The organism is Fontisphaera persica, assembly GCF_024832785.1.
Lineage (GTDB): Bacteria > Verrucomicrobiota > Verrucomicrobiia > Limisphaerales > Fontisphaeraceae > Fontisphaera > Fontisphaera persica.
In genome coordinates this window covers 436188-462289 of sequence record NZ_CP116615.1, presented here as the reverse complement: position 1 = coordinate 462289, position 26102 = coordinate 436188, and the positions used below count along the sequence as shown (strand labels likewise).

Sequence of the window (26102 nt, the reverse complement as noted above, 5' to 3'; positions counted from 1 at the left end):
GGCAGCAATGGGCATTGGCTATGGCCGACACCGAGCAACCTCCCACACCTCCCCCCAGCGACGACAACAGTACTCCCGCTCCGCCCGCCAGCGGCGGGGGCAGCCTGTTTGCCGCCAACGAAAAAATCGTCAAAATCAATGTGGCCGAGGAAATCAAAAACTCGTTCCTCGACTACTCCATGTCGGTCATCATCTCGCGCGCGCTGCCGGATGTGCGCGACGGCCTGAAACCCTCCCAGCGGCGCATCCTGTTTGCCATGCACGAGCTGGGCGTGCTGCCCAATCGCAAGCACCTCAAATGTGCCAAAATCGTGGGAGAAACCATGGGCAACTACCATCCCCATGGCGACCAGGCGATTTACCCCACGCTGGTGCACATGGCCCAACCGTGGGCCATGCGAGAGCGGTTGGTGGACGGCCAGGGCAATTTTGGCTCGGTGGAGGGCGACCCGCCGGCCTCCATGCGTTATACCGAGGCGCGCCTGGCCCCGCTGGGCGCCGTGCTCATGGAGGACATGGACCGGGACACGGTGGATTTCGTGCCCAACTACGACGAAACGCGCATGGAGCCGACGGTGTTCCCCGCCGCGTTTCCCAACCTCCTGGTCAACGGCGGCACCGGCATCGCCGTGGGCATGGCCACCAACATCCCCCCGCATAACCTGGGAGAGGTCATTGACGGCATCTGCGCCCAGATTGACAACCCCGCCATCACCATCCCCGAGCTGATGCGCCACATCCGCGGCCCGGATTTCCCCACTGGCTGCATGGTCTGCGGGCTGGAGGGTATAAGAGAATATTTTCACACCGGCCGCGGCAGCGTCAAAGTCCGTGGGAAGATCGGCATCGAGGAGTTGAAAGGCAACCGCGAGCAATTGGTCATCACGGAAATTCCTTTCAACGTCAATCGCGCCGCCCTGGTCTCCCGCATTGCCGAGCTGGTCAATGAAAAAACGCCGGGGCTGACCGACATCACCAACATTCGGGACGAATCCGATGAAAACACGCGGGTGGTCATCGAGCTGAAACGGGACGCGGTGGCCAAGGTGGTCATCAACAATCTGTATCAGCTCACGCAGCTCGAAAGCAGCTTCGCGGTCAACATGCTGGCCATTGACCGGGGCCGCCCCAAAACGCTCAACCTCAAGGAAATCATCGCCTGTTACATTGAACACCGCCGCGAGGTGGTGTTGCGCCGCACCCGCTTTGATTTGCGCAAGGCGGAGGAGCGCGCCGAAATCCTCGAGGGCTACCTGGTGGCGCTGGCCAATCTGGACGAGGTCATCCGCATCATCCGCAGTTCATCCAATCGCGAGGAGGCCCGCATCCGATTGCTGGCTTTCGAGTTCACACGTGCCCAGGTCGAGGCCTATGGCATCCGCATCCGCAATGAGGCGCGTCTGACCAGCGGGCGTTATCTCCTGAGTGAATTGCAGGTCAATGCGATTCTGGATTTGCGCCTCTACCAGCTCACCGGCATGGAGATTGACAAGGTGGAGGCCGAGTATCGCAAGCTCATTGCTCACATTGAAGATTTGCTGGACATCCTGGCCCGCGAGGAGCGGGTCATGGCCATCATCAAGGCCGAGCTGCAGGCCATCAAAGCCAAATATGCCACGCCGCGCCTGACCGAGCTGGTGCCCGACGAAGGGGAAATCGCCATTGAAGACCTGGTCGCCAACGAAGGCGTAATCATCACCATCACGCACAAGGGTCTAATCAAGCGCACCAACATTTCCAGTTACCGCGCCCAGCGCCGCGGTGGCAAAGGCGTCATTGGCATGGCCACCCGCGAGGTTTTGGTGGTGGAAGGGGAAGACCGGGATTTCATCGAGCATCTCTTCACTGCCAGCACCCATGATTTCCTCATGTTCTTCACCAACACCGGCCGGGTGTATGTGGAACGGGTGCTGGAAATTCCGGACATGGGCCGCGCCGCCAAGGGCCGCAGCATTGCCAACCTGCTGGAGCTGCGGCCGGAGGAAAAAATTGCCGCGCTCATTCGCATCCAATCGCGCACCGGTCCCAACCGCGAGGATTTGACGTGGGAATCCCCGGAGTTTGTGTTTTTTGCCACCCAGAAGGGCATCGTCAAAAAAACGGCGCTGAGCGAGTTTGCCCATGTGCACCGCGGCGGCATCATCGCCCTGCAAATTGAGGAAAATGACACGCTCATTGACGCCAAACTGACCAACGGAAACAACGAGGTGGTGTTAATCACCGCGGACGGCATGAGCATACGCTTCCACGAGGAGGACGTGCGGCCTATGGGACGGCAGGCGGTGGGCGTGTGGGGCATCCGCCTGGAGCCGCAAGACAGCGTGGTAGCCCTGGCCGTGGTCATTCCTGATGCCACCCTCCTGGTGGCCGGCGAAAACGGCGTGGGCAAACGCACCGAGTTTGAGGAATACCGCCGGCAAAGCCGGGGTGGCAAAGGCATCATCACCATGAAAACCACCGAGCGCACCGGCCGCGTGGTGGGCGCCTTGACGGTGCGGGACGAGGATCAAATCATGCTCATCACGGCCAAAGGCCAAATGGTGCGGACTTTTGTGCGGGAGATTCGCCAGACCGGCCGCAACGCCAGCGGCGTGAAGCTGATTGAATTGGAGGAAGGAGACATCCTGCAGGCCATTGCGCCGGTAATCAGCGAGAAAGACGAGGAAGCCGCCGAAAACAGCCAGCCCGCAAGTACTGGAGAAAATCCGCCTGCCTGAGCCAACTGACGGCGGCGGCGCGTCCCACGAATCCCATACGGCTGGCACAGGTGGCCCGCCAGCCCCCCAAAAGCATGGCCGTCAAGGAGCCTGAGGGGTTTGCATGCGCAACTCCGCGGCGCGTAATTCCCGGGCCTGGTCGTCGTGCTGCCGGCTGAGTTCGGTTTGTCCCAGACCCGCGTAGGCTTTGGCCAGGCTGGCATGAAAAACGGAGTTACTTTGAAAGAGGGGCTTGGCGGCCTCCAAATCAGTCAACGCATCCTGCCAGCGCTGCATCTTCAATAAAATCTGGGCCCGGGTCTCGCGGAAAATTAATTCACGCGGATGCCGTTCGATGACGGTATTCATGATGTTCAATCCCCGTGAAGGGTCGGCCGGTTCCGTAACCGCCAGTAAATAGGCGAAATTATTGGCCACCACCGGGTTGTCAGGCTGGCCCAAATAAGCCACTTCCAGGTGGTTGCGCGCCCCCTGCTGCTGGCCGCGGTAGTAAAGGTCCATGCCCAGGTAGTAATAAACATGGGGACGATTGGCCGCCACGGCGCCCAGTTCGCGGGCCAATGAAAGCGCCGCTTCGGCCGTCGGCCCCTGGCCGTTGGCGGTGCCGGCGAGCTGGCGGAGTAAAAATTCGTTTTGCGCGTCATGATTCAAGCCGGTGCGCAGCCACTCCAGGCGCTGCCAGTGATTGGTGGGGTCCAGCGCCCAACTGCGTTTAATTAAATCACAATAGATGCTGGCCGCCATGCGCTGGTAAATCTTGAGGCCGGTGCTGGCAATGCCTTCATTCAAAATACTCAGTGCGTTGGTCAAATTGCCCTGCATCAATTCGGCCTCCGCCCATTGGCGGCGGGCCATCCAGGTTTTCGGGTCCTTGGGGCGGCCGGTGGTGGTTTTGATTTTGAAATACTCCGCGGCGGCCGAGGCCCAGCGGTCCCGCGCCAGGGTGTTGCCGTAACCCATCTCAATGGCGGCCAGAACCAGTCCCGCATCGTTGCGCTTGGGGAAGGCCCGCTTCAAATACCAGCGCGCCTCCTCCCAATCCCCCAGCCGGTAATAATAACGCCCCAGCAGCACGCCGGCATCAGCCTGGTCCGGTTTGCCGGCAAAAAGCCCCAGCAAATAACGCTCGGCATGATGCAACATGGCTGGGGATGCCGCCGGATTGCCAATAATGTTTTCGGCCACCTCAATTTGCATGGCGGCCGGCCCGCCCGCTGCTCCCGCCGCCCGGCTGGCCAGCGCCAGCGCGTCATCAGCGTAGCCCATGGCGGCCAAATTGCGCGCCAGCCGCAATAAATGCGCCGGCTGGTTGGTGGTTTCGAGCTGCAACAACCGCTCGCTAGCCACCCGGGCGCGCGGCAGGTTGCCCATGCCATAGGCGTCATCGGCCCATTTGGTGTAGCGTGCCTCGATTCGCGCGGGCGTGAACCACAAAACCAATCCCAGCAAACCAAGCCAGGCCAGGATGACGAGCACGGCCGGCACAGCCTTGAGCTTGAGCATCAACTGATGACGGTCCACCGCGGATTCCAATTTGGCCCGCGTGCGGCCGTAGCCTTCGACCACCGCCCCCGGCACCATGGACTCGGTGCTGAGCCCGAAAAAGGCGCGCGTTACCGTCCTCAACAAGACCCAGACGGCGGCAATCCAAACCAGTGGGTTATACCATTTGCGCTTGGGATGAGGCTTTCCGCTGCTGTACCCGTAGCCATAGCCATACCCATAGCCGTAACCGTAACCGTAGCCGTAGCCGCCGCCTCCCTCCCCGAAAATAAGGCTGCGCAGCGAGAAATTATCCAGCGCTTCCAACACCCGCGAGAGGCCCCGCACGATGAAACGCGGCACGAACAACAGCACCGCCACCAGACCATCCCAAAAACGCCACAAGACGCGCAGATACCGCCCCCACGGCCCCTGGCCGCGCATCATCTCCTGCCAAAACTGTATCAGACGATCAATCATTGGGGGGTGGGGATGGATTTGGCAGCACTGGGCACCAATTGGTCATAGACCTGTTTCATGAGCAGTTTCCGCACTTCCAAAAACAACTGCATGACCTCGCCTTTTTCCTCCTGCGGCAACGGCGCATAGCCCATGTACAAAAGCTGGACCTGATAGGTGGTCCGAATGTCCTCATCCACATCCGGCCGAATGCTGAATCGTCTTTCCAGTCGGCCGGGGGGCTGCCATTCGCCATCCTCTGTAAAGGCGCTGTACAACAGGTAGGCGCTGTGCATCGGCTTGCGGCTCATTTCCACCTCGATGATGCTCTGTTTGTCACTGACCCCATCCGTGCGGAAAACCGGCTCCGTCAATTTCCAGCCATGGCCACTGTAACAATAGTTCAAATCATGCCAGCCGTGGTACGGGTAGCTCAACGCCACCATCAGTTGCAGCCCTCCTTTTTCCAGGGTCCAGACCTGCGAATGAATGGCGCCAATCTGAATGTAATGCTGGGTGCCCATCGGGATTTTGCCCGTGCTGTTGCGCCAGCCCGCCACGAATTCAGGCAAAACAAAGCGCGCCCCCGGTTTCAAACGCGAGGGCACCAGAATTTTGGGTTTGTTGATTTGTTGGGTGGCCAGCACCATCTGGGCGGCGCCCACGGCCAGAAACACCGCCGCCATCACGGCACAGCCGCGCAGAGCGCTCAGCGGCATTTGGGGCCCCAGCCATTGGGTCAGCAGGTCGCTCCAAATCACGCTCTTGCTGCCGGGCAGCTCATCGCGTCCCCCCAGCAGCAACGCCAGCAAGGCGTCGGCACTGAGCAGCAACACCACATACATCACGAACAACACCAGCCCAAAAACCTCGTGGGACCACCCCGTCAGCAGGTCAATCCCATAACGGTACCGGAAAAAAGCGCCCGCAGAGATGCGCACCACGTTGCCCAGAATGACGAAGCTGAAGCCCAGCAGCACCAACAGCACCCCATGATGCCATCGCCGCTTCATGCGCAAGGTTTGAAAAACCGCGAAAGCGAAAACGAAAAAGGTGGAGTTGATGCCGCTGCAGGCTTCTTCCACCAGCAAACGGTCCCATGGAATTTCAATCACCACCCCGTTGACAAAATGCGGCACGCGCACAAAATCCAGCAAATAAGTGCTTAATCCCACCGCGAGGTAACGCAGTTTGAGGGCCAGTTCCGTATCCAGATTCATGGGCGGCCGGATGAGGGTGGCCATCATGATGAGCGCCGGCACGGCTGCCCTGACCAGCGGCAGCCCGCCCACCGCCAGCAACAGGGCCACCACCGCCCCCAGGAAAGACAAATAACCCAGCCACGGCGACCAAAGCCAGGCTGCCATGGCATACCCACCCAGCGCCGCCAGGGCTGCTGCCAACCCCCACCACGGCTGAGCTGCAGTCTCCTTCACCTCCGCCAAATCCCGGCGTGCCAGATAAATGGCCGCAGCCACCGCCAGAGGGAAAAATTGGTAATGCTCTCGCTGCCAGAGGTTTTGGAAATAAAAAAACAGCGAGGGCGCAAAGCCCAACAACATCACCACCAAACTCAACCGCAACCAGCGGCGTTTGGTGCGCATCTCAGTATTGCCGGCCAATAAAGGCATGTGTGCGTATATTATAAAAAACTTGAGGCCATTTTCAAGGAAAAGCCGGCAGGAATTGCCCTTCGCACCTCCACGACCTGGGGTAGTCCTCATCAGACAATAAATTTCAGTCCCCTGACAGGCCACCTCAATGCTCACACTTTACGGCCGTTCATAACTAACCCGCAAAAAACCCGCAAAAGGTTGAGGCGGTCATGGCAGGGCATGGCATAAAGGTTGACGTGCCCCGGACCCGCTTTTAATGTAGCAGCATGAAATACTGCTCACTATTCATGGCAATGAGTTGGCTGGTCTCTTACTCCCTCATGGGCGCCGGGGTGGACTGGTACCGCTGGCGCGGCCCGGACCTGAATGGCATCTCCAAAGAAACCGGCTGGCGCAGCACCTGGCCGGCCGAAGGCCCCAAAAAATTGTGGACCGCCCAGGTCGGCACGGGGTTTGCCTCATTCTCCGTGAGCGCAGGACGAGTCTTCACTACCGGGAATGCCAACGGCAATGATACCGTGTTTTGCTTCGACGCCGAAACCGGAAAAATACTCTGGCGGCACACCTACCCTCACCCATTGGACCCCAAGTATTACGAAGGCGGCACCAGCGCCACCCCCACCGTGGACGGCAACCGGGTGTACACCCTTAGCAAGCGCGGACACCTTTTTTGCCTGGATGCAGCCAGCGGCAAGGTCATTTGGTCAAAGCATTTGACCGAGGATTGGGGCATGAAAATGCCGGAATGGGGGTTCGCCAGTTCGCCTTTGGTCTGGGGCGAATTGCTATTACTCAACGCCGGCACAGCCGGGCTGGCCGTCAATAAAAACACCGGCCAACGGGTATGGGACAATGGCAAGGACATTTGCGGTTATGCGTCCGTGGTGCCTTTTCAAGAGGGCGCAGCCACCCGAATGGCCATTTTGAGCGCCAATACATTGTTTGCCGTGGACCCACAAACAGGGAAGGAAGCCTGGCGCTTCCCCTGGGAAACCAAGTACGACGTCAACGCCGCCGACCCCATTATCTCCGGCAATCAGGTTTTTCTCTCTTCCTCCTACGGCAAGGGTTGCGCGTTGATTGAATTCAATCAGGGCAAAGTCCGGCAAATCTATGCCAACAAATACATGCGCAATCATTTCAACACGTGCGTGCTGATTGACGGCCATTTATACGGCACCACCGGCGAATCCGGCCAGGCCAGTTACCTCATGTGCATGGAATGGGCCACCGGACAGGTCAAATGGCAGGAGCGCTCCGTGGGGCTGGGCGCCTTGATGGCCGCCGATGGCAAACTCATTGTGCAAGGCGAAAAAGGTGAGTTGTTAATCGTGCAGGCCACGCCGCAAAAGTTCACCCCGCTGGCCCGAGCTCAAGTCCTGAGCGGCCGATGCTGGACCACGCCCGTCCTCTCACAAGGCCGGATTTACTGCCGCAACGCCGCCGGCCAGGTGGTGGCCTTGGATGTGCGACAATAGACTGGACGCAACACCTTGCGCGGGTTTCAATGCCTTAACTCTGAACGTCCGAAAAATGAAAACTGCGATTGCCCAAGTCCCCCGTCCTTCGCGCCATTTCGTGCAGGCGGCGGCCTGCCTCCTCGCCTGGTGGGGCCTGCTGACGCTGTCCCCCGCCCTGCTCCTGGCTCAGACGGGGCCAGTGGATGCGGAGGGTTTCACTCTGTTGTTTCGCGAAGAAGGCGTGCCCAAGGGTTGGCGGGTGACGCAATGGAATGACCTGGCTCAACCGGCTCCTACCGGCGTGGTCTGGCGGGTGGAAAAGGGCATTCTCCACGGCAGCACCACCCGCGGCACGTGGCTGGTCAGCGAACGCCAATACACCAATTTCATCCTCGAGTTTGAGTTCAAGCTGGGAGAAACCGGCAACAGCGGCTGCGCCCTGCGCGCTCCGATGCGGGGGGACCCGGCTTTTGACGGAATGGAGCTGCAAATGGCCGATTTGCGCTATAATCCTCAAGCCAAAGATTCTGAGCTGACGGGCGGTCTCTACCGGGCCGTTGCCCCGCGCAAACAAGTTTATCGCCCCACAGAGTGGAATAAATACCGAATTACCTTGCGCGGTTCACATTTGCATGTGGTGCTCAATGGGGAGGTCATCCAAGATATCAACCTTGATGAGCAAAACCAGGAAGTCAAACGTCACGACGGCACCCTCGCCCCGCCCATCAAGGACCGGCCCAAATACGGCCACCTCGGCTTTCAAGAGCTAAGCCGGGGCGACATTCACGTCCAAATTCGCAACGTGCGGCTCAAGGAACTCCCTTGAGTCAGGCCTCATTCAGGCGGCACCACATCGGTCCTTTGCCACAACCGGCCCCGGGCCCCAGACCACAACCGGGTTTTGGGTCACCGGCTTTCAGGCCACGTTTTCCTTGAGCGGCAGGCTGTGCCGGCTGGCTATTCTTACCTTTCCCAGCCTGATTGCCGCCGCAAAAGGCCGGCCCTCGCCCGCATCCAGCGCCGGGACCCATGCCGCATCCGGGTTTCACCGGCCCGACCGTTCCCTTCGCCGGTGCCTCCGCAGCCCAAGCAGTGGCCGCGAGCACCCCGCAGACCAGAACCAACCAAAACTTAGCTGACGTTTTCATAATTAAACCAACCCAATATCACCTCATCCCAGCCGTGGCGCAACTCGCCCAAGCCTCGATGCGCGCGGCCCCTGCGCCCCACGGCGGTGGTCCCGATTTAATCTTCCCTTACTAGCCGATAGAATTGCGGCGGAGTGCCGGGCGCTGGTGTCACCCGGAAAACACGCCGCCCATTTTCCAGGACGATTCCCTGGGTCACCGGCTGCCAGTTGGCCTGCGGCCCAAGCGCCGATGACACTTGCAAGACCAAGGCTTCATGGTCAGGCCAGGCAATTTGCACCGCGCCTTGAGACTTGCCGGCCACCATCGTGACCGGTTTCGGTCCAAACACCGGCAAGAGGCTTGAACCCGGCACGGGAGGCAGCCCCAGGAAGGTGGTGCTCAGGTTGGCGCAATCCCCGTTGTACAAGGGCAGCAAAACCCGCGTCTCGTTGTAATTGTAGCGCGCCGGGCCGGGGTCCGCCCGATTGCTGAACATCTGGTAAGGATCGCCGCCCGCCGGGATGCCGGCACCCCAGAAACACAAAGGAATGGTGTAGATGGTGGAATTGCTGGGATCTCCATGACCAATGCCGGTGCCGCCATGGTCAGCCGTCACAATCACAACGGTTTGGCTGCCCACCTCCGGATTGGCCTGCAGCGCATCCAGCAAACGCCCCATTTGCACATCCAAATTACGCATCTGGTTGCTATAGGTGGCCGAGCCCCAACCTGACTGATGGCCATATTGGTCAAGTTCGGTCCAGTGCATGAAGGTGAACGTCCAGAGATTGGTGGCCGCAATGCGCTCCACCAGTTCATCCACCAGCGCCGAGCTGGGACCATAATTACCGGAACTGACTGAAGACAGGAGCCGGTCAATCTTGTTGGAGCCGTTGTCCGAGCCAATCAAGTCCGCCCCCCCGCCCGTGCTCCAACTGCGCGCCAGGAAGGTCAGTGATTGTTTGCTGTACAAGAACGCCGTGCTCAAGCCGTAGTCATGCACCACGTCAAACGGACTGGCCTTGTACGGCACGGTAGTGTTGCCCGTCACATGGATGGTAAGGCCGTTGTCCGAGTTGAAAGTCACGCCGTGATGGGTGGTATTATCCCAGCCCTCCGGTTGAGCCACTGGCCGACCAGTTAACATCGAGGAATGGTTGGGCACCGTTTCCGATTGCGTCCAATCATTGCGCGAATTCAAAGTGCTGCTGCCTTCGGTGAACAAGCGGGTAAAGTTCGGGAAATATTCCGAGGCGTTGTTCACATAATTGGACAGATAAACCGCCCCCAAACCATCCACACTAATCAGGATGACGTGGCGTACCGCGTAAGGGCCGGGCAAACCTGGCTCCACCGTGTAGCGCCAGCTTCCGCCGCCAAAAGCATTGGCCGGTGAAGCCACATCACGGATGCCATGATTGGCCGCCCAGGCCACCGTCACCGTGCCGGTGGCCACGGCGGGCAGCACGAATTCATACGGGCCGGCCCCGCTGCCCGAAACGGAGAGCGCCGGCTGGTTGTTCACGTGCAAGTCCGCGGCATCCACGCCCGTCACGGGCTCGTCAAAAGTCACCCGGATGCGTTTCAACGAGCGTACGCGCAAGTTGGCGCCCGGCGACAGACTCGCCAGGGAGGGCGGCAGGTTGTCGGAAGTTATATATCCCCACGTGGCCCCGGGCGCTGTGGCATCAAAGGCATTAGGGGTGGTAGCCAGGTCACGAATGCCATGATTGGCCGCCCAAGTCACCGTGATTTGGGAGGCATTCGGCTGCGGGAAGGTAAAGGTGTACACCGCATTGGAGCCGGACACGCTGCGGGCGGGTCGTCCATTAATCAGCAAATCATTGGCTGTGACGCCGGAAACCGGCTCGCTGAAGGTCACCGTGATTTGCGTCAGCGACTGCACGGCCGTGCCGGGCGGCGGCTGGATGGCCGCCAGCACCGGCGGACTCAAATCCACGAGGGTGTAACTCCAGGAATGAACCGGCCAGGTCACATCCAGACGATTAGGACTGGCCGCAAAGTCGCGAATTTGGTGATTCTCAGCAAAGGTCACATTGACCGTCCCATAAGCCGGTTGGGGGAAAGTGAACAGGTATTGCGAGCCCCCTCCGTTCATGCCGGTGGCCGGCGTGCCGTTAATCAACAAATCCCCCGCCTGCACGCCCTGCACTGGCTCCGAAAAGGTGATGGCGATTTGCGTCAGTTCACCCACTCGGCTCCCGCCCGCGGGTGAAACGGCGGTAACATAAGGCAAATCGGGGTTCAGCAAAACGTGCTGCCAGGTTCCGCCGGTGAACGGTTTGGGCACGAGGTCCAGGTCCACGATGCCGTGATTCGCCGCCCAGGCCACGGTCACCGGCCCATACGGCGGCTGCGGGAAGTCAAAGAGGTAAACATGGTTGCTGGGCGAGCTGACCCCGGCGGCGGGCTGGCCGTTGATGAGCAGGTCTGCCGCCTGCACGTTGGTGACCGGCTCGCTGAACACCACCGTGATGTTGGTCAACGCAAACAGGTAGGTGGCATCCGGCAGCCGTTGCACCAGCCGCGGCGCCTCCAATTCCGTGTTGGCGATGTAAGTGAACAACTCGGCGTTGAAGCAGAAGTCGCTGCTCGCGGAAAGCGACTCGTTCAAGGCGTGTACGGCGATAAGGTTGGTGCCGGGGCGCAAGTAAAGCCGTGGATTGAGCAACACATGATTGGTGTAGGGCAGGCCATTTTGCTCGATAATGGCCCCGGACGCCGTGGCATTGTAGGCCAGGTCACCGGCGGGCACATTGTAGCGCAACACCTCCACCCCATTAATCCACACCACCATGCCGTCATCCATGATGGCCCGCAGGTACAGATTCGTCACCGCCGTGGGATTGGGCACCACAAACGGCCGCCGCAGATAAATGCTGGTATAGTTGGAGCGCATGTCGTCCAACAACGTATAGGCCGGCACGCCATTGGAATAAGGATCGCCAAAGAAGAACGGCGCCGGCGCATTGGACCACCCCGAATCATCAAATCCCAACTGCCGCCAGGCATCGGGCGGGTCAGAAGCCTCCTGCGTGCCCTTGACGAACAACCAGAGGCTGTTGGAAGGAATGAGGATGGTCTTCGCGTCGAGGGTATAGGTCCACGTGGCCCCGGAGCCGGTGCGATTAAAGTTGTTGGGCGGTGTGGCCAAATCGGTGATGCCGTGGTTCAACGCCCAGGAAATGTTCACCGTCCCCGAAGCCGGTTGCGAGAAGAAGAACGTGTAATTGGTCAGATTCTGCTGCTGCACCTCGTAGGCCGGCACGTTGTTGATGAGGAAATCGGCGGCATCCACCCCGGCCACCGGTTCACTAAACGTAACGGTCACCTGGGTCAGGTTGGTCAGCGATGCGCCAGCCGGCGGCGACTTGGCCGCCACGGTGGGCGGCGTCAAGTCCAACAACTCATAATCCCACGTGGCGCCGGCGCTGAACTCGTAAAACTCCAGGCGATTGGGCCAGCCCAAATCCGTAATCCCATGGTCATCCGCCCATTGGACGCCCACATGGCCGAAGGGCGGCTGCGGGAAATAGAAAACGTAATTGGAGCCGCTGCCGGTCATGTTGGTGGCGGGCACGCCATTAATCAACAAATCGGCGGCATTCACGCCCGTCACCTTTTCGCTGAACACCACCTGAATACGGGTCAGGTTGGTGACTGTCCCCGGCGCGGGTGAAACATACACCACGGTGGGCGGCAGTTCATTGAGCGGCGGCACGGTCAACACAAACGATACCGGCGCCGAGGTGGCGCTGATGCCCGAAGCCGCATGAGCAACGGCCAGAACCACGTTGGTCCCAAAAGGAGCATTCGTCCAGGTGAAACGGTAAGGGGCGGCAGTAAGAGAAGCGAGAAGCTGATTGTTGCCCAAGAAATCCACCCGGCTGACGGAATCATACGCCAGCGCCTCGGCTTGCAAGGTGACCGCCAGCGGCCCTTCTTCCACCCAACCATTGGTGGGCGCCGTCAGCCACACCAGCGGCATCGGACCGCCGGACTCCTCCAACATCACCGCCACGGGCGCGTAAGTCAGCGGGCTGGGCGTCTGCCCATCAGGCGTGGGGCCGGTGTACAAACTCGACACCAAACGCAAACGGCCATTGGACGAAGGTACGATGTCCTCCCATCCCATAACATCGCCGGTACGGTTGTCGCCCACCGCCATGGCGGCCTGATGCGCCTGCAGGGCCATGGGGTATTGCGCCTGAGTCAGGACATTGGTGGTGTGGGCAGGGACGTAAGCCGCGGCCTCTTCCAGTGCGAACAACGTCCACCAATTCGCATAGCTGGCATTGCCCCCCACCACCGTGGCCCGCAGGCGATATTTTCGCGCCGGGTTAAGCCCCGTGAACTCGTGCACCACCTGGCTCTGTCCAAACATCAGGATGCCATTGTCCCCATAGTAAGTGCCAAAGTCCACGTACGGCCCGAAAAGCTGGTAGGCCGGCGTCCCCGGCGGCGGAGCGCCGCATTGAGTAGTAGGCATGATTTGTTGACCGGAGACTTGCAGACGCGCCGCCAGCGGTGCGCCGCTAAAAACATCCCACAAGGGGCCAGCAGACAACGCACCGCCCACGCGCCCAAAGGGCGAGTAAAAGGTGGCATAAGGGTGAGAAGCCGGACCGGGTTGCTGGTCGTTTACCGCCCGCCAACCGGTGTTGCCCGGCGGGAAAACGGCCACCTGGAGAGGCTGGGACCGCCCACGCCCCCCTTCCCCATCCTCGGCCTCCACCACCAGGGCGTGCACCCCTGCCGGCGCATTCGTCCAAACATAGTTCAGGGTGTCCCCTTCCGCGGCGGCCAGCAGCACTCCGCCGGCGTAAAGGGACATCCGCACCACCTCGCCATCGGGGTCTGCGGCGGTGGCGGACACGTTGATGGTCTCGCCCAACAAATATTTGGCGGGAGCAGACGGTTGCGTGACGCTTACCTCCGGCAACTTGTTGCGCGGGATAAACGGCACGGCGAGCAATTGCAAGTCAAAGCTGGTATCGGTGCTGGTGGCAGAAGACTGGTGCAATTCCACCGCAATGACGTTGCGCCCCGGCCGCAGCAGCGACGGGGAAACCGTGGCATCATAGAAAACCGTGCCATCATCCATGGCATTGTTGGCCGGTGTCGTGTAAGTAATCGTGCCCCCCGGCATGTTGTAACGCGCTGCTTGGACGCCATTGACATAAACCACGGCCCCATCATCCCGCAACACCTGAAACACCAGATTGCTGTATTGCGCGGGATTCGCCACCATCAGCTCCCGCCGGAAATAAGTGGTGATATAGAAATTGCCAGAAGGCCCGCCGTTGACCACCGTCGCTTCATCACCATCACCGTAGCCCAGTTGCGCCGGACCACTGGCCCATTCGCTGTCATCAAAATCCAATTCCCGCCACGCCGTGCCCTGGTCGGAGCCATTATCCAGGTATTTCCAGACGGAGTTGCTGGGAATGAGCCGGTAAGCCACCGCAATGAGCACCGGCGTGCTGTTATATTGCTTGCCGATTTCATCCGTCCCCACCGCCAGCAATTCGTGCACCCCGGGCGTAACATTGCTCCATACGCCAGAATAAGGCGCGGTGTTATCGGAGGCAAAGCGAACGCCATCGGCATAAAACTCCACGTTGGTCATGGTGCCCGCCGGCAACATGGCCAGCGCATTGACCGTGATGGGGTTGGTGGACAGGTAGGCCGCACCGTCCACCGGCGAGGTGATGGTCATGCCCAGGTTGGCCACCAACAGGTTCACCGCGGTTGAGGATGCTCTTTGCCCCAGACTGTCCACCGCCACCGCCACGAGGGTGTTGCTGCCAGCCGGAGCATTCGTAATCATAAATTCATAAGGCTCCGTGGCATCCGCGCCGACCAGCGCGCCATTCCGATACAGCTCCACGCGCTCCAGCGTGCCCACGGCCGCCGTGGCCGTAATGGACACGGGTATCGGATCACCCACCAGGTACAAGATGTTGTTGGTGGGGCTGACGATACGCACCACTGGCGGCATGCTCAGGTTAAGCACATAAGTGCCAGTGGCTGGCGGCGTGCCGAAGCCGGGTGCACCCGCCAATTGGATGTGATATTCCACCCCCTCGGTGGCGGTGAAGGTGACCAGGCTCACATCCGAGTAGCCGGGAGCGTTGTCGTTATAGGCCACTTCTGTCAGCGCATTGACGGCAGTTCCCCGATAGATGCCCAAGGTGGTGTTGAAGCTGCTGCCAAAGGTATCCACCCGCACCGAGCCGCCAAGCGGCGCCACAAAACTAAACCACACTGAGGCCCCACGCTGAAAGAATCCCGAGCCCCGCGGCTCGCCCGCTTCCGTGGTGGCCCCCACGTTGGAGCCGGTGACCGTGGCTGGCAGGCTCAGGCGGGTGCGGTTGACAAAATTGTCATTGGCCAAGGGGTCTATGATGAACTCCATAGTGTTGGTGGCCGACGCCCTTTGCCGCCCCAAGCTGTCGGTGGCCACGGCATAAACGGTGTGGGGGCCCAACTGCCGATTGGAAATCACCAAAGAAAATGGCGCGGTGGTGTCCACTCCCAAGGAAATCCCGTCGTAGAAAAACTCCACCTGCGCAATGGTCACCGGCGGCAATACTGAAGCACTGGCCGTCACAGCATATACATTATTGGTGGCCACCCGCTGGCCATTGGTGGGGCTGGTCAGGGTCACCGTCAGAGGATTGTCCCGGATGGTGATGATGTTCGTGGTGGAATAGGCCGTTTGCGTGGTGGGCGAGCTGTCCACCGCCTGCACGTAACAGGTATAACTGCCCACCGGCATCAGGCCCAAGTTCAGCTCATACGGCGCATTGCTGACCGTCCCCGCCACCGCATCATTGGTGTAAAACGTCAGGGTATATGGCGCCGTGCCGCCGCCCAGCTCCGTTTGCAACAGCAGCGCCGCGCCAAAATTCAACCGCGTGCCATCTCCCGGAAGCAACTGCACCGCCAGCGGCCCGCTGATGGTGATTTGGTGAACCGGCGAGGCGCTTTCCCAACCCCGGGCGTCCCTCACCCGCGCCTGCAAGGTGTGTGGCCCCACAAATAAACGGCCCAGGTTCGCCGTGAAGGGCGGTTCCGTAAGCGCGTTGCCCACGGGTTCGTCATCCACATAAAATTGAACGGAATAAGGCTGGGAGCCGCCGGATACGGAAGCTGAGGCAATGACATCCAACAGATGGTCCATTGTGGCGCCATCGGCCGGAGCTGCAATCGTAACGGCCAGGGCCGGCAATACCTGGATGTTGTTGGTGGCCGAGTACACCGTCTCCCCCCCCATATCTGTCACCCGCGCATAAACCCGGTGAGTGCCCACCGTCAAGCCGGTGATTTCACGGGCGAAAGGCGCGGCCGTCTGAATATCCCCATAGGGTGCATCATCCACAAACCATTGCAACGAATAGGGGGGCGTGCCTCGCGCCACCACCGCAGCGGCAGCCACCGCCGTGCCGCTAGCCACTACCAGGCCATTGGTGGGGGCGGTCAACGCGCACAGGAGATTGGTGGACTCCGGCAAGCCGGCGGTGACCTGAACCGAGAAATTATCTATCAAATGGGCAGAATCGGTGGGGTTGCCAGTCGCGTTATCATCCGCCCAAACCAGATACAATGTAGCGCCGTTGGTCCATTCAATGCCCAGGCGAGCTGTCATCACCGTGGCCGCCATTTCATTGGCCGTGGTGCTCAAGGCGGGGATGTTGGTCCAGGAGTTCGCCAACCCGCTCAAGCTGTAATAAACCCGCGTGCCACGGGCGCTCTCCTCCGCCGCGCCGCCGCCCGTAATAGTGAGCTGGTAAGCGACGGTGACTTCAGTGGCGTTGGTGCCGGTGGCATTGACAAACTTGCCCATGAGCACCGTATAGCGGTTGCCAGTGGGCCGCACCGCCAAATACTGACCCCCGGAACTCCAAACAGCATTGGCATTGGCAGCGGGCGGGTTGGCACTGTCGGACGCCACCGCTGCCGTCACACCAGCGGCAGTGACGTTGGCATTGACATCGGCATCCATCTCGTATGAGTCATTGGCGCCGCCCGCGCGGCTGAACGTCGCCCAATCCGCGGCTGGCGGCTGCGTTTCAAAGCGGTTGACATAACCGCCATTGGCCGCCACCGCCGCCGCTTGCACCCTGCCCGGTGCAGCGAGGAACCCGGTCAACATCAAAAGCCCAATCAAAACGGAGGTGCGTATTTTCATAACAGCTCGGGGTGCATGGGCAACGGATATGGGCCAAAACGGCCAGACTGTCCAAGGACGCGCAGGCATATACCTTGCGGTACGTCGTCGTCACGGATGAGCCGCACCAGGGCCCTCATATGCTCGTTCCCCATCATGGGTTGCTGTGTTGTAAGACGCACTTTGTAACAGTCAGGTTACAAGGCCCTTGAATGGTTCACCGCCGCCGCCTCAATCCGGACCATGCCGCTGTAGAATTGACGCCACGACGGCTTTTTGCGATGCTGTGGCCGCTGGCCGCAGGCCACTTAAAACATGGAAATCAAACGTGCTGTCATCACCGCCGCCGGACGTCATCAAAGCACACTGCCTTTGCAAACCCTCGTGGACCGTCACGGCCAGGCTCGCACCGCCCTTGCCATTCTCTTGGAGGAAATCGCCCAGGCAGGCATCAGCGAAGTGGCGGTGGTGGTTCCCCCGGGAGCACAAAGCGCGTTCACCGCAGCCGCCGGTTCCGACGGCCGCCGACTGACGTTTGTGGAGCAAACCGAGCCACTGGGCTACGGTCACGCCGTTTGGTGCGCCCGCTCCTTCACCAGCAACCAGCCGTTTCTGCTTCTGGTGGGCGATCATTTGTATGTCAGTGGACAACCCCAATCCTGCGCCCAACAATTGGTGGAAATCGCGGCCGCAGAAAATTGCTCCGTTTCCGCCGTGCAACCCACCCACGAAAGCAAGCTGCCCTATTACGGCGCCGTGGGAGGCCGCCGCGTGGCTGGCCGACGGGAACTCTACGAAATCACCGACGTCCTCGAAAAACCCACACCCACTGAGGCGGAACAGCACCTGATTGTCCCCGGCCTCCGCGCCGGGCATTATCTCTGTTTCTTTGGCATGCACGTGCTGGCGCCCGCCGTCATGGACCTGTTGGATGCCTTGGTCCAAAAAGGCCAGCCGCCTGTCCAACTTTCGGCGGCACTGGCCCAGTTGCCCGGGCGCGAACGTTATCTGGCCGCCGAGCTGGCCGGCCGCCGCTACGATATCGGCGTCAAATATGGCCTCCTGACCGCCCAACTGGCGCTGGCGATGGAGGGACAAGACCGCGAAGAAGTGCTGGCCTTGGTGGTGGAATTATTGGCCCAGCGCAACCGGCGAAGTGGTGCTACTTGATGGCCGCAAGCTGGCATCGGCAACCCGCATCTCCACTACCCTTATAACTTTAGAAAAACGTGCCCCTGGCCGATACCTTTACTGCTGGCACATCATATACATCGTGGCTTGACACCTCCGATGGCAAAGCGGCCTCCAAACCCCTTTGGCCTGAGGAAGAAGGCCGTCTTTTTCCACGCTAAAACGTTGGGAATGGTGGGGTTTGTTTTGTTGGCCCTGCCCCTCTTCGCCCTTCACCCCGCCTATAAATTGACAGAATACGAACACCGCCATTGGGGTATTGCCCACGGGCTGCCTCATGCCACCGTCCGCGCGGTGCACCAAACCCCGGATGGCTACCTATGGGCCGCCACGGAATACGGTCTGGCCCGCTTCAACGGCGAGCGTTTCTTCGCCTTCACCCCCAAAAACCAGGATGCTCTCAACCGTCCTTTCCTCACTGTCCTCAGCCTTGGCCCCTCCGGCGCTCTCTGGGCCGGCAGCGAAGGAGGCGGATTAATCACCTATCATCAAGGGCTCTTCCAACGTTTCGGACCCGACACCGGCCTGATGGGCAATTCCGTGCGTGCCTTTGCCCCACGTGCTCGGGGCGGCCTGTGGGTCTTAAGTGACCGGGGGCTGCACCTCTGGAGCACAGGAGGGCTCGAAGCCATCACCATTCGCGGCCTGGCCACCAACACCGTTTTCTGGAGCCTGCGGGAGGACAAGCAGGGGAATTTATGGGTGGGCACCGACCGTGGCCTTTTCGGCCCCATGGATGCCTCCCTTCCCCGCGCCGTGCCTGTGCCCCATCTCTCCAGCCGCCAAATCTTTGCGTTGGCGGAAGCTCCTGAAGGCCATCTATGGGCAGGCACCGACAGCGGGTTATTCCAGGTGACCAGCGACCGGGGACGCAGCGCTGCTCAATTCATCCCCGCGCTGGGTGAAGTGCGGGTACGCGCCATTCTTGAGGACCGCCACGGCACCGTCTGGATTGGCACCACCACGGGTTTGCGCCGCCTGCGTCAGGGAAAAGTCATCGCAGAAGATGAAATCCCCGGCCTGCGTAACACCAGCGTTTTTTCCTTCTTTGAAGACCGCGAGGCCAATTTCTGGATTGGCGCGGGCAACGGCCTGCATTGCCTGCAAAACCGCACTTTTCTAACGATTTCCTCAGATCATGGGCTGCGTGATGAAGAAGTCATCACCCTGGCCGAAACCGCCACCAACCTATTCCTTTTGGGCACCTTCAAGGGCGAGGTGTATGCCTGGGATAACGGCTCTATCCGCCCCCTGCCCCGTTACCAACGGCAGGCCATGATTAGCCTCCTTTACCCCGACCGCCAAGGCCGGTTGTGGGTGGGCACCCGCCGGGACGGCCTAATCTGTTACCAGGGAGAACAATCCACCACGACTTACAGCAAGGCCAATGGATTAAGCAGCCTTAATATCTTCGCAGTGACGGAAGACCGCCAAGGCGTGCTCTGGGCCGGTACCGAAGCCGGTTTGTGCCGCTTGACCAATGGACAGTTTGTTGCGGTGGATTTGCCGGTAACCACGGAGCAGGCGCAGCCGGTAATCCGCTCTCTTCACGCCGCCCGGGACGGCTCGCTGTGGATTGGCACTCAAAACGGCCTGTACCATCTTTCTGCCGAGACCACCAACTATTACGGCCAAGCCCAGGGTTTCCCGGCGGCCCTGGTTTATTACATCAGGGAAGACCGCGCAGGCAGACTTTGGCTGGGCACCGCCCAGGGCATCGTCTGCCGCTGGGATGGAGTTTGGCGGCATTATAAGCCTTCGCAAGGCTTCCCCACGTACCATGTTTATTGGCTGGCCTTGGATGAACAAGGCTTCCTGTGGTACACCACCCCCTGGACCATCTTTCGCGTGGAAACCGCCTTGCTGCTGGCGCATTGGCGGGGTGAACGGCCACTTCCCACCCCCCTGATGTTCAGCCAGAGCGACGGCCTTTTAAGCATGGAATGCTTGGGTGGCCGGCAATCCCCCGGCTGCCAGACTTCCGATGGCCGCCTTATCTTTCTCACCCGCCGCGGGCTGGCCGTTGCTGACCCCAGAAACCTGTCCTCCACCTTCACCCCACCACGCGTGGTCATCGATCGCATCCGTGTCAACGGTCGCGATTATCCCGTAGCCCCCGTGGTAGAGCTGCCCCCCGGCTCCCGCGTCCTGGAAATTGATTTTGCAGGCCTCAGTTTCCGGCAGCCGGAGAAAGTCAGGCATCGTTACCTGTTATCCGGCGTGGATGCCGGATGGATTGAGGCGTACCACCGCCGGACCGCCACCTACGCCAACCTGGGGCCAGGCCGGTTTGAATTCCGCGTCACCGCCGACGATGGGCACGGCCAATGGAGCGCCGCAGGGGCGGGAGTGGAATTGATCATCCAACCCTACTTTTACCAAACCACCTGGTTTTACGCTGCCCTGCTGGGCCTGGCCACTGCCGGCATTTATGGCGGTTACCGCTGGCGAGTCCGATTGCTGGAACGGCGCAATGCCCTGTTAAGCGCCCGCCTGGCCGAGCGCACCCGCGAGTTGGAGCAGGTCATGGCTGAACGCCTGCGGCTGGAGCAGGCCGCCTCGGCCCGTAAACAGCAGGAAACCATCGGCCAGATGGCCGCCGGCACCGCCCACCACCTGAACAATCAGCTTCAAGCCATCCAATCCAGCGCCGCCCTGCTGCGGGAAGAATGGAACAACCCGCAGGAAGTGCGCAGTCACGTGGCCTATATCGAGGAGGCCATCAGCAAATCGGCCCGCATCGTCGCGCAACTGCTCGCCTATGGCCAGCGCCACTGGCTGCGCATGGGAACCTTGGACCTGCGCCAATTCATTCCCAGCCATTTGGCCCACTATCCCCCCGGCCGCGTGCGCGTCACCTGGAAAGGCGAAGTGCCCCTCATCAAGGCCGATGCCCACATGTTGGAGCAAGCCCTCACCACCGTGCTGGATAACGCCCTGCAAGCCAGCCCGGCGGCTGCCTTGGTGGAAATGGAAATACAGCCAGTGCTGCGCTCCCCGCCTCCGCCGGTTTCCCCCGCTGCGTCCCAGCCCTCACCGCCCCAGCCTTTTGTCCGAATTCAAATCAAAGACAAAGGCCAGGGCCTTTCCGAAAAAGCTCAAGCCCATTTGTTTGAACCGTTCTTCACCACCAAAGACATTGGCCAGGGCACCGGCATGGGCCTCGCCGCCGCCTATGGCGGCATGAAACAAATTGGCGGTTGGATTGAAGTCTTCAATTCACCCGAGGGCGGTTGCACCGCCAATCTTTTCCTTCCCGTGGCCGATTGATTTTGGGGCAGAGCAAAATCCTCCCCCTCCTGCGGAGGGGAGTTTGCCCCTGCACGCCTGGCGGGGTTTCGGTGGAGTGTGCAGTTTGCAGTGTTCAGTGTTCAGTCGTTGCCCTCCGTTGGAGGGGAGTTTCAAGTGTGAAGTGTCAAGTTTCAAGATGTCCCCCCCTACCGCCATGAGCAAAGGGGGCGCCTCTTCACTTCCAACTTGAAACTTGAAACTTCAAACGCCCCTTTACGCCTGACGGCGTTTGGGGAGTGTTCAGTTTGCAGTGTTCAGTGTTCAGTCCTTCCGGTTGCCTTAAGCGAGGGGAAGGGGCTGCCGCTTCCAACTTGAAACTTGAAACTTGAAACTTCCCTACGGCTCCCCTTCCCCCAACGCCGCCGACAACCCTTCCCTACTGAACACTGCCAACTGAACACTGAACACTTCTCCGCCTTTCGGCATTCACTGCCCCTCCTGCGGAGGGAGTTACAAGTTTCAAGGGTCAAGTTTCAAGGAGCCGCCCTGCACGCCTGGCGGCGTGTGGGGGAGTTTTCAGTTTTTCCCCTCCTGCGGAGGGGAGTTTCAAGTGTGAAGTGTCAAGTTTCAAGATGTCCCCCCCTACCGCCATGAGCAAAGGGGGCGCCTCTTCACTTCCAACTTGAAACTTGAAACTTGAAACTTCTCCACGGCTCCCCTTCCCACAACGCCGCCGACAACCCTTCCCTACTGAACACTGCCAACTGAACACTGAACACTTCTCCGCCTTTCGGCATTCACCGCGTTCCCGACAATTCACCAACGACGATCACCGCGTCCGCCGCATGATCGTCTCCATTGCCTTTCGGCATTCACCGCGTTCCCGACGAAATCTGGATAGAGCCAGACCACCCCGTTGAAATTATCAAGTCTCCATTGCCTTTCGGCATTCACCGCGTTCCCGACGGCCCGGATGGTACATGAACAAGTATGGTATTTTTAGGGTCTCCATTGCCTTTCGGCATTCACCGCGTTCCCGACTTACTGAGAGCAACACCAGTTGTTTGTATGATTTAACCCGTCTCCATTGCCTTTCGGCATTCACCGCGTTCCCGACCGCAGGCCGCCGGGGTCAAGGTCGTTATCCAGGGCGTCCCGGTCTCCATTGCCTTTCGGCATTCACCGCGTTCCCGACCAGCCTCATTCCCGATGGGGAAGCCCAGTGGTACATCACTGGTCTCCATTGCCTTTCGGCATTCACCGCGTTCCCGACGAGACGGAATGGTCGTGCAATCCAGTGACGGTTACGTTCCGTCTCCATTGCCTTTCGGCATTCACCGCGTTCCCGACGCCGCCAAGGGCAAGAAATAGGTCTTGCCTTGGCCTTCCGTCTCCATTGCCTTTCGGCATTCACCGCGTTCCCGACCGGAGCATCTCCGCCAAAGCCAACAAAGCCGGCAAGGCGTCTCCATTGCCTTTCGGCATTCACCGCGTTCCCGACCAGGCCGAACGCCTGGCGGCCGCAACGGGTACCAAGGTCGTCTCCATTGCCTTTCGGCATTCACCGCGTTCCCGACAAGGCCGCCAAGGCCAAGAAGAAGAAGTAGTGCTTCTTGCGTCTCCATTGCCTTTCGGCATTCACCGCGTTCCCGACCCGCGTTTCGGCGGGCGTCTGGCCAACGTCCCGTTAACCGTCTCCATTGCCTTTCGGCATTCACCGCGTTCCCGACGCCGCCGCGCCAAAGAAGGGCAAGAAATAACCGTCGTCTCCATTGCCTTTCGGCATTCACCGCGTTCCCGACTGGAGACTTCGGCGCCAGGTTGCCGCCGAAGTCAAAGGCAAGTCTCCATTGCCTTTCGGCATTCACCGCGTTCCCGACTCAAAGGCAAGGGCAAGAAATAACCAGCCCTTGCCTCACAGTCTCCATTGCCTTTCGGCATTCACCGCGTTCCCGACGAAGTCAAGAAGGGCAAGAAATAACTTCTTGCCTTCCACGGTCTCCATTGCCTTTCGGCATTCACCGCGTTCCCGACACCGCTTGGAAAAACTGAAAGATTACTCACAGTGAGTAGTCTCCATTGCCTTTCGGCATTCACCGCGTTCCCGACCGCCAGCACCGCCGCGCCAAAGAGCAAGGGCAAATAACCAGTCTCCATTGCCTTTCGGCATTCACCGCGTTCCCGACGGTAAGACTCGGTCGTTGGACGTGCCGTTCACCCCCGCTTGTCTCCATTGCCTTTCGGCATTCACCGCGTTCCCGACCCAAGAAATCCCCATAAGGCAACTCCCAAAGTTTTGCTTTGTCTCCATTGCCTTTCGGCATTCACCGCGTTCCCGACAACCCTCCAGAAGAGGCGGCCAATGGCTACGAGCTTAGTGTCTCCATTGCCTTTCGGCATTCACCGCGTTCCCGACGGCTCAGTGAGGCGGATGAAATCCGCCAACTGGCGGAAGACGTCTCCATTGCCTTTCGGCATTCACCGCGTTCCCGACGCGGTCACAATCAAAGGCATCCCTGCAACATGCAGTCTCCATTGCCTTTCGGCATTCACCGCGTTCCCGACAGAAGGGCAAGGGTAAATAACCACCCTTGCCTCACAGGGTCTCCATTGCCTTTCGGCATTCACCGCGTTCCCGACCGCCAGCTGGCTGAAGATACGGCTTCACTCATCCCCGATGGGTCTCCATTGCCTTTCGGCATTCACCGCGTTCCCGACAAGTCGCCGCCACGGTCAAGGGCAAGGGCAAGAAATAAGTCTCCATTGCCTTTCGGCATTCACCGCGTTCCCGACTCCCCGCTTCGGCGGGAGGCTGGCCAACGTACAATTAGGTCTCCATTGCCTTTCGGCATTCACCGCGTTCCCGACAGCACCTTTGTAACCCATTGTGGCGCAAGGGCGCAAGTGTTTTCCAGGTCACGAGGCCATTTTTGTGTTGGCACGCTGTTTGCTTCTTTAACGATACAGATTTTCTCAAGTTTGAGCATCTTGCTCTCCATCAATGGTTTATGACTTAGGTCACGAGCCCCCCCTTTTTGGGGGTTTTTGGCTCGTGACCTGGAAATTTTTTTTTGGATTTTTGGGTTGGGAGGTGGGTGAATCTTCAAAAGTGACCTGTCCCAAGGGGATGCCCAGCGGGCCATGAGGCGGAAAAATGCGCTGCACAAGGTAGCCGATGCCCGCCCTGTGCATGCGGTCCCGGAGGCTGCTAAGGCGTTTGCGAAAATCATCCTTCCCAGGAGGGCTCTTGGCCCAGTCGAGTCCGCCTCCATGGGTCAGATTAACATCGGGATGTTTGGGAATCCATTGGGCAAGGAATTCCACAAATGGTTTTTCCGCTTCCTCATGGTATTTATAAGGCAACAGCCCTTCTTTGGCGCGGTGGTAGAGAAATTCAAAAAAGGGAATGTCCCGGTTCATGAGTTCCACTGCCACGCCATCGAAATAAGCGGTGTAGGTTTTATAATCATAGCTGAGGGTGATGGGCTGGGCGGTTTCGGTGACCATTTGGGTGGCGGAGCGGACCAGGTCCACAAACCGGCCGGGGGAGCGCCCCAGTTGCTCACGGAAAAGGTAGCTGAGGGGCACGAAAGGCACATCGGCAAGCTGCAAAATGGCCTGGTCGCTGGTAACGGTTTGCGTGCCCTGCGGAGTTTGGAGTTTATGGAGGGTGGGCTGGGGAGTGGGAAAGTAGAAACGCGGCTCCAGAGCGGGATGGTCAAAGGGCTCGTTGACGAGGACGTGGGTGAGGCGGTCTTCCTTCCGGCCCAGCAGGGAAATGGCGCAGGCCAGGAGCGCGCTCATGGTTTTGCGCCCGCCTGCCAGGGAGGCGATGAGGCGCAAATCATCATTGGCGGTGAGGCGGCGGATTTCATCAAGGATGACTTCCGCCGCGGCGGCGTTGTCCTCCGGCGTGCGTATATCCTCGAGAGGGCGGGGCTGGCCGCGGGTGGTGTCATGGGTGGTGAGCAAGATGGGGTCATGCAGGGTCAGGCGTTTATCCTTGGTGGCGCGAGCGCCAAGAATGGCCTGGCGGAGGGCCTGCCAGATGGTTTGCTCTTGCAGGTCCGGGCGCGGGGTCAGCAGCTCGCGCCGGAGGTCGGCTGCGCCGCGAGAGGTGGTGAGCACATACACATCATCAGGGATGATGGCGGGCTTCTCGTGAGCCAGCGCCCATACTGTTTCGGTGACAATGGCCGGCGACATGCCGGTGACGGCTATCAGTGCCACACGCTGGGAAGTGGATTGGGGAGTTGCCATAGTATGGATGCGTTGAAGTTTAGTTAAGTCAGGGGTGAATTGCAAAACGATTGTCAATCATGGGCGGTAGCCATGGGTTTGGGCCGTCGGCGGAAACGAGTCAATGTCTGCTCAATCGCCAATGCAGTGATAACAGAAGTTCTCGCCCGGAATGGTTGGCGCACCACAGCCGCATCGTCCGGGTTCATGCGTCCTTACACTACAATAACGCAATGGAGATAGCTCAATTGGGGATGGGGCGACCGGCGGGCTTGACGCGGCGGGCTTCGGTTGAGGGCTGGTTTGGGCCGCGGCGGGCGGGGCCTTTTGGGGCGGAGCGGAAGCAGCCGGAGGACGAGGAGCGGGAGGTGCAGGGCGGGAGA

At 60.0% G+C, this 26102-nt stretch carries 9 protein-coding genes and 1 CRISPR repeat array; of the genes, 5 read left to right on the top strand and 4 right to left on the bottom strand.

Annotated elements, in window-relative coordinates; translation table 11 throughout:
• Positions 1 to 20 precede the first annotated feature (20 nt).
• On the top strand, positions 21 to 2717 hold the full coding sequence (gene gyrA, locus NXS98_RS01855; RefSeq protein WP_283846764.1) for a DNA gyrase subunit A: 2697 nt from the start codon (positions 21 to 23) through the stop codon (positions 2715 to 2717).
• Positions 2718 to 2798: 81 nt separating this feature from the next.
• Here the strand turns inward: gyrA and NXS98_RS01850 are convergent, their stop codons facing one another.
• Positions 2799 to 4679, bottom strand: coding sequence for a tetratricopeptide repeat protein (locus tag NXS98_RS01850; RefSeq protein ID WP_283846763.1), 1881 nt, complete (start codon positions 4677 to 4679; stop codon positions 2799 to 2801).
• Positions 4676 to 6289 (bottom strand): exosortase U, encoded by a 1614-nt coding sequence (gene xrtU / locus NXS98_RS01845; RefSeq protein WP_283846762.1) that lies wholly within the window; start codon positions 6287 to 6289, stop codon positions 4676 to 4678. The genes NXS98_RS01850 and xrtU overlap by 4 nt, the downstream gene beginning before the upstream one ends.
• 272 nt (positions 6290 to 6561) lie before the next feature.
• Here xrtU and NXS98_RS01840 point away from each other — a divergent pair, with 272 nt between their 5' ends.
• The gene (locus NXS98_RS01840; RefSeq protein WP_283846761.1) at positions 6562 to 7752 is read left to right on the top strand and encodes a PQQ-binding-like beta-propeller repeat protein; all 1191 of its coding nucleotides are present in this window, start codon (positions 6562 to 6564) and stop codon (positions 7750 to 7752) included.
• 55 nt (positions 7753 to 7807) lie between these two features.
• The gene (locus NXS98_RS01835) at positions 7808 to 8560 is read left to right on the top strand and encodes a 3-keto-disaccharide hydrolase (protein ID WP_283846760.1); all 753 of its coding nucleotides are present in this window, start codon (positions 7808 to 7810) and stop codon (positions 8558 to 8560) included.
• Between the two features lie 419 nt (positions 8561 to 8979).
• On the opposite strand, the gene NXS98_RS01830 is transcribed toward NXS98_RS01835, so the two are convergent.
• Positions 8980 to 17043, bottom strand: coding sequence for an Ig-like domain-containing protein (locus NXS98_RS01830; RefSeq protein WP_283848108.1), 8064 nt, complete (start codon positions 17041 to 17043; stop codon positions 8980 to 8982).
• Between the two features lie 330 nt (positions 17044 to 17373).
• Here NXS98_RS01830 and NXS98_RS01825 point away from each other — a divergent pair, with 330 nt between their 5' ends.
• Together NXS98_RS01825 and NXS98_RS01820 are read left to right on the top strand one after the other, a co-directional pair.
• Complete coding sequence (locus NXS98_RS01825) at positions 17374 to 18228, top strand: sugar phosphate nucleotidyltransferase (protein ID WP_283846759.1); 855 nt, start codon at positions 17374 to 17376, stop codon at positions 18226 to 18228.
• Positions 18229 to 18435: 207 nt separating this feature from the next.
• Positions 18436 to 21519 carry a sensor histidine kinase gene (locus tag NXS98_RS01820; protein ID WP_283846758.1) on the top strand — a complete coding sequence of 1028 codons (3084 nt, stop codon included), beginning with the start codon at positions 18436 to 18438 and terminating at the stop codon, positions 21517 to 21519.
• Positions 21520 to 22256: 737 nt separating this feature from the next.
• Positions 22257 to 24348: a CRISPR direct-repeat array (repeat unit 37 nt; unit sequence GTCTCCATTGCCTTTCGGCATTCACCGCGTTCCCGAC).
• 150 nt (positions 24349 to 24498) lie between these two features.
• Here the strand turns inward: NXS98_RS01820 and csm6 are convergent.
• A complete protein-coding gene (csm6, locus tag NXS98_RS01815) occupies positions 24499 to 25740 on the bottom strand; it encodes a CRISPR-associated ring nuclease Csm6 (RefSeq protein WP_283846757.1) in 1242 nt (413 codons plus the stop codon).
• Positions 25741 to 26102: the final 362 nt, after the last annotated feature.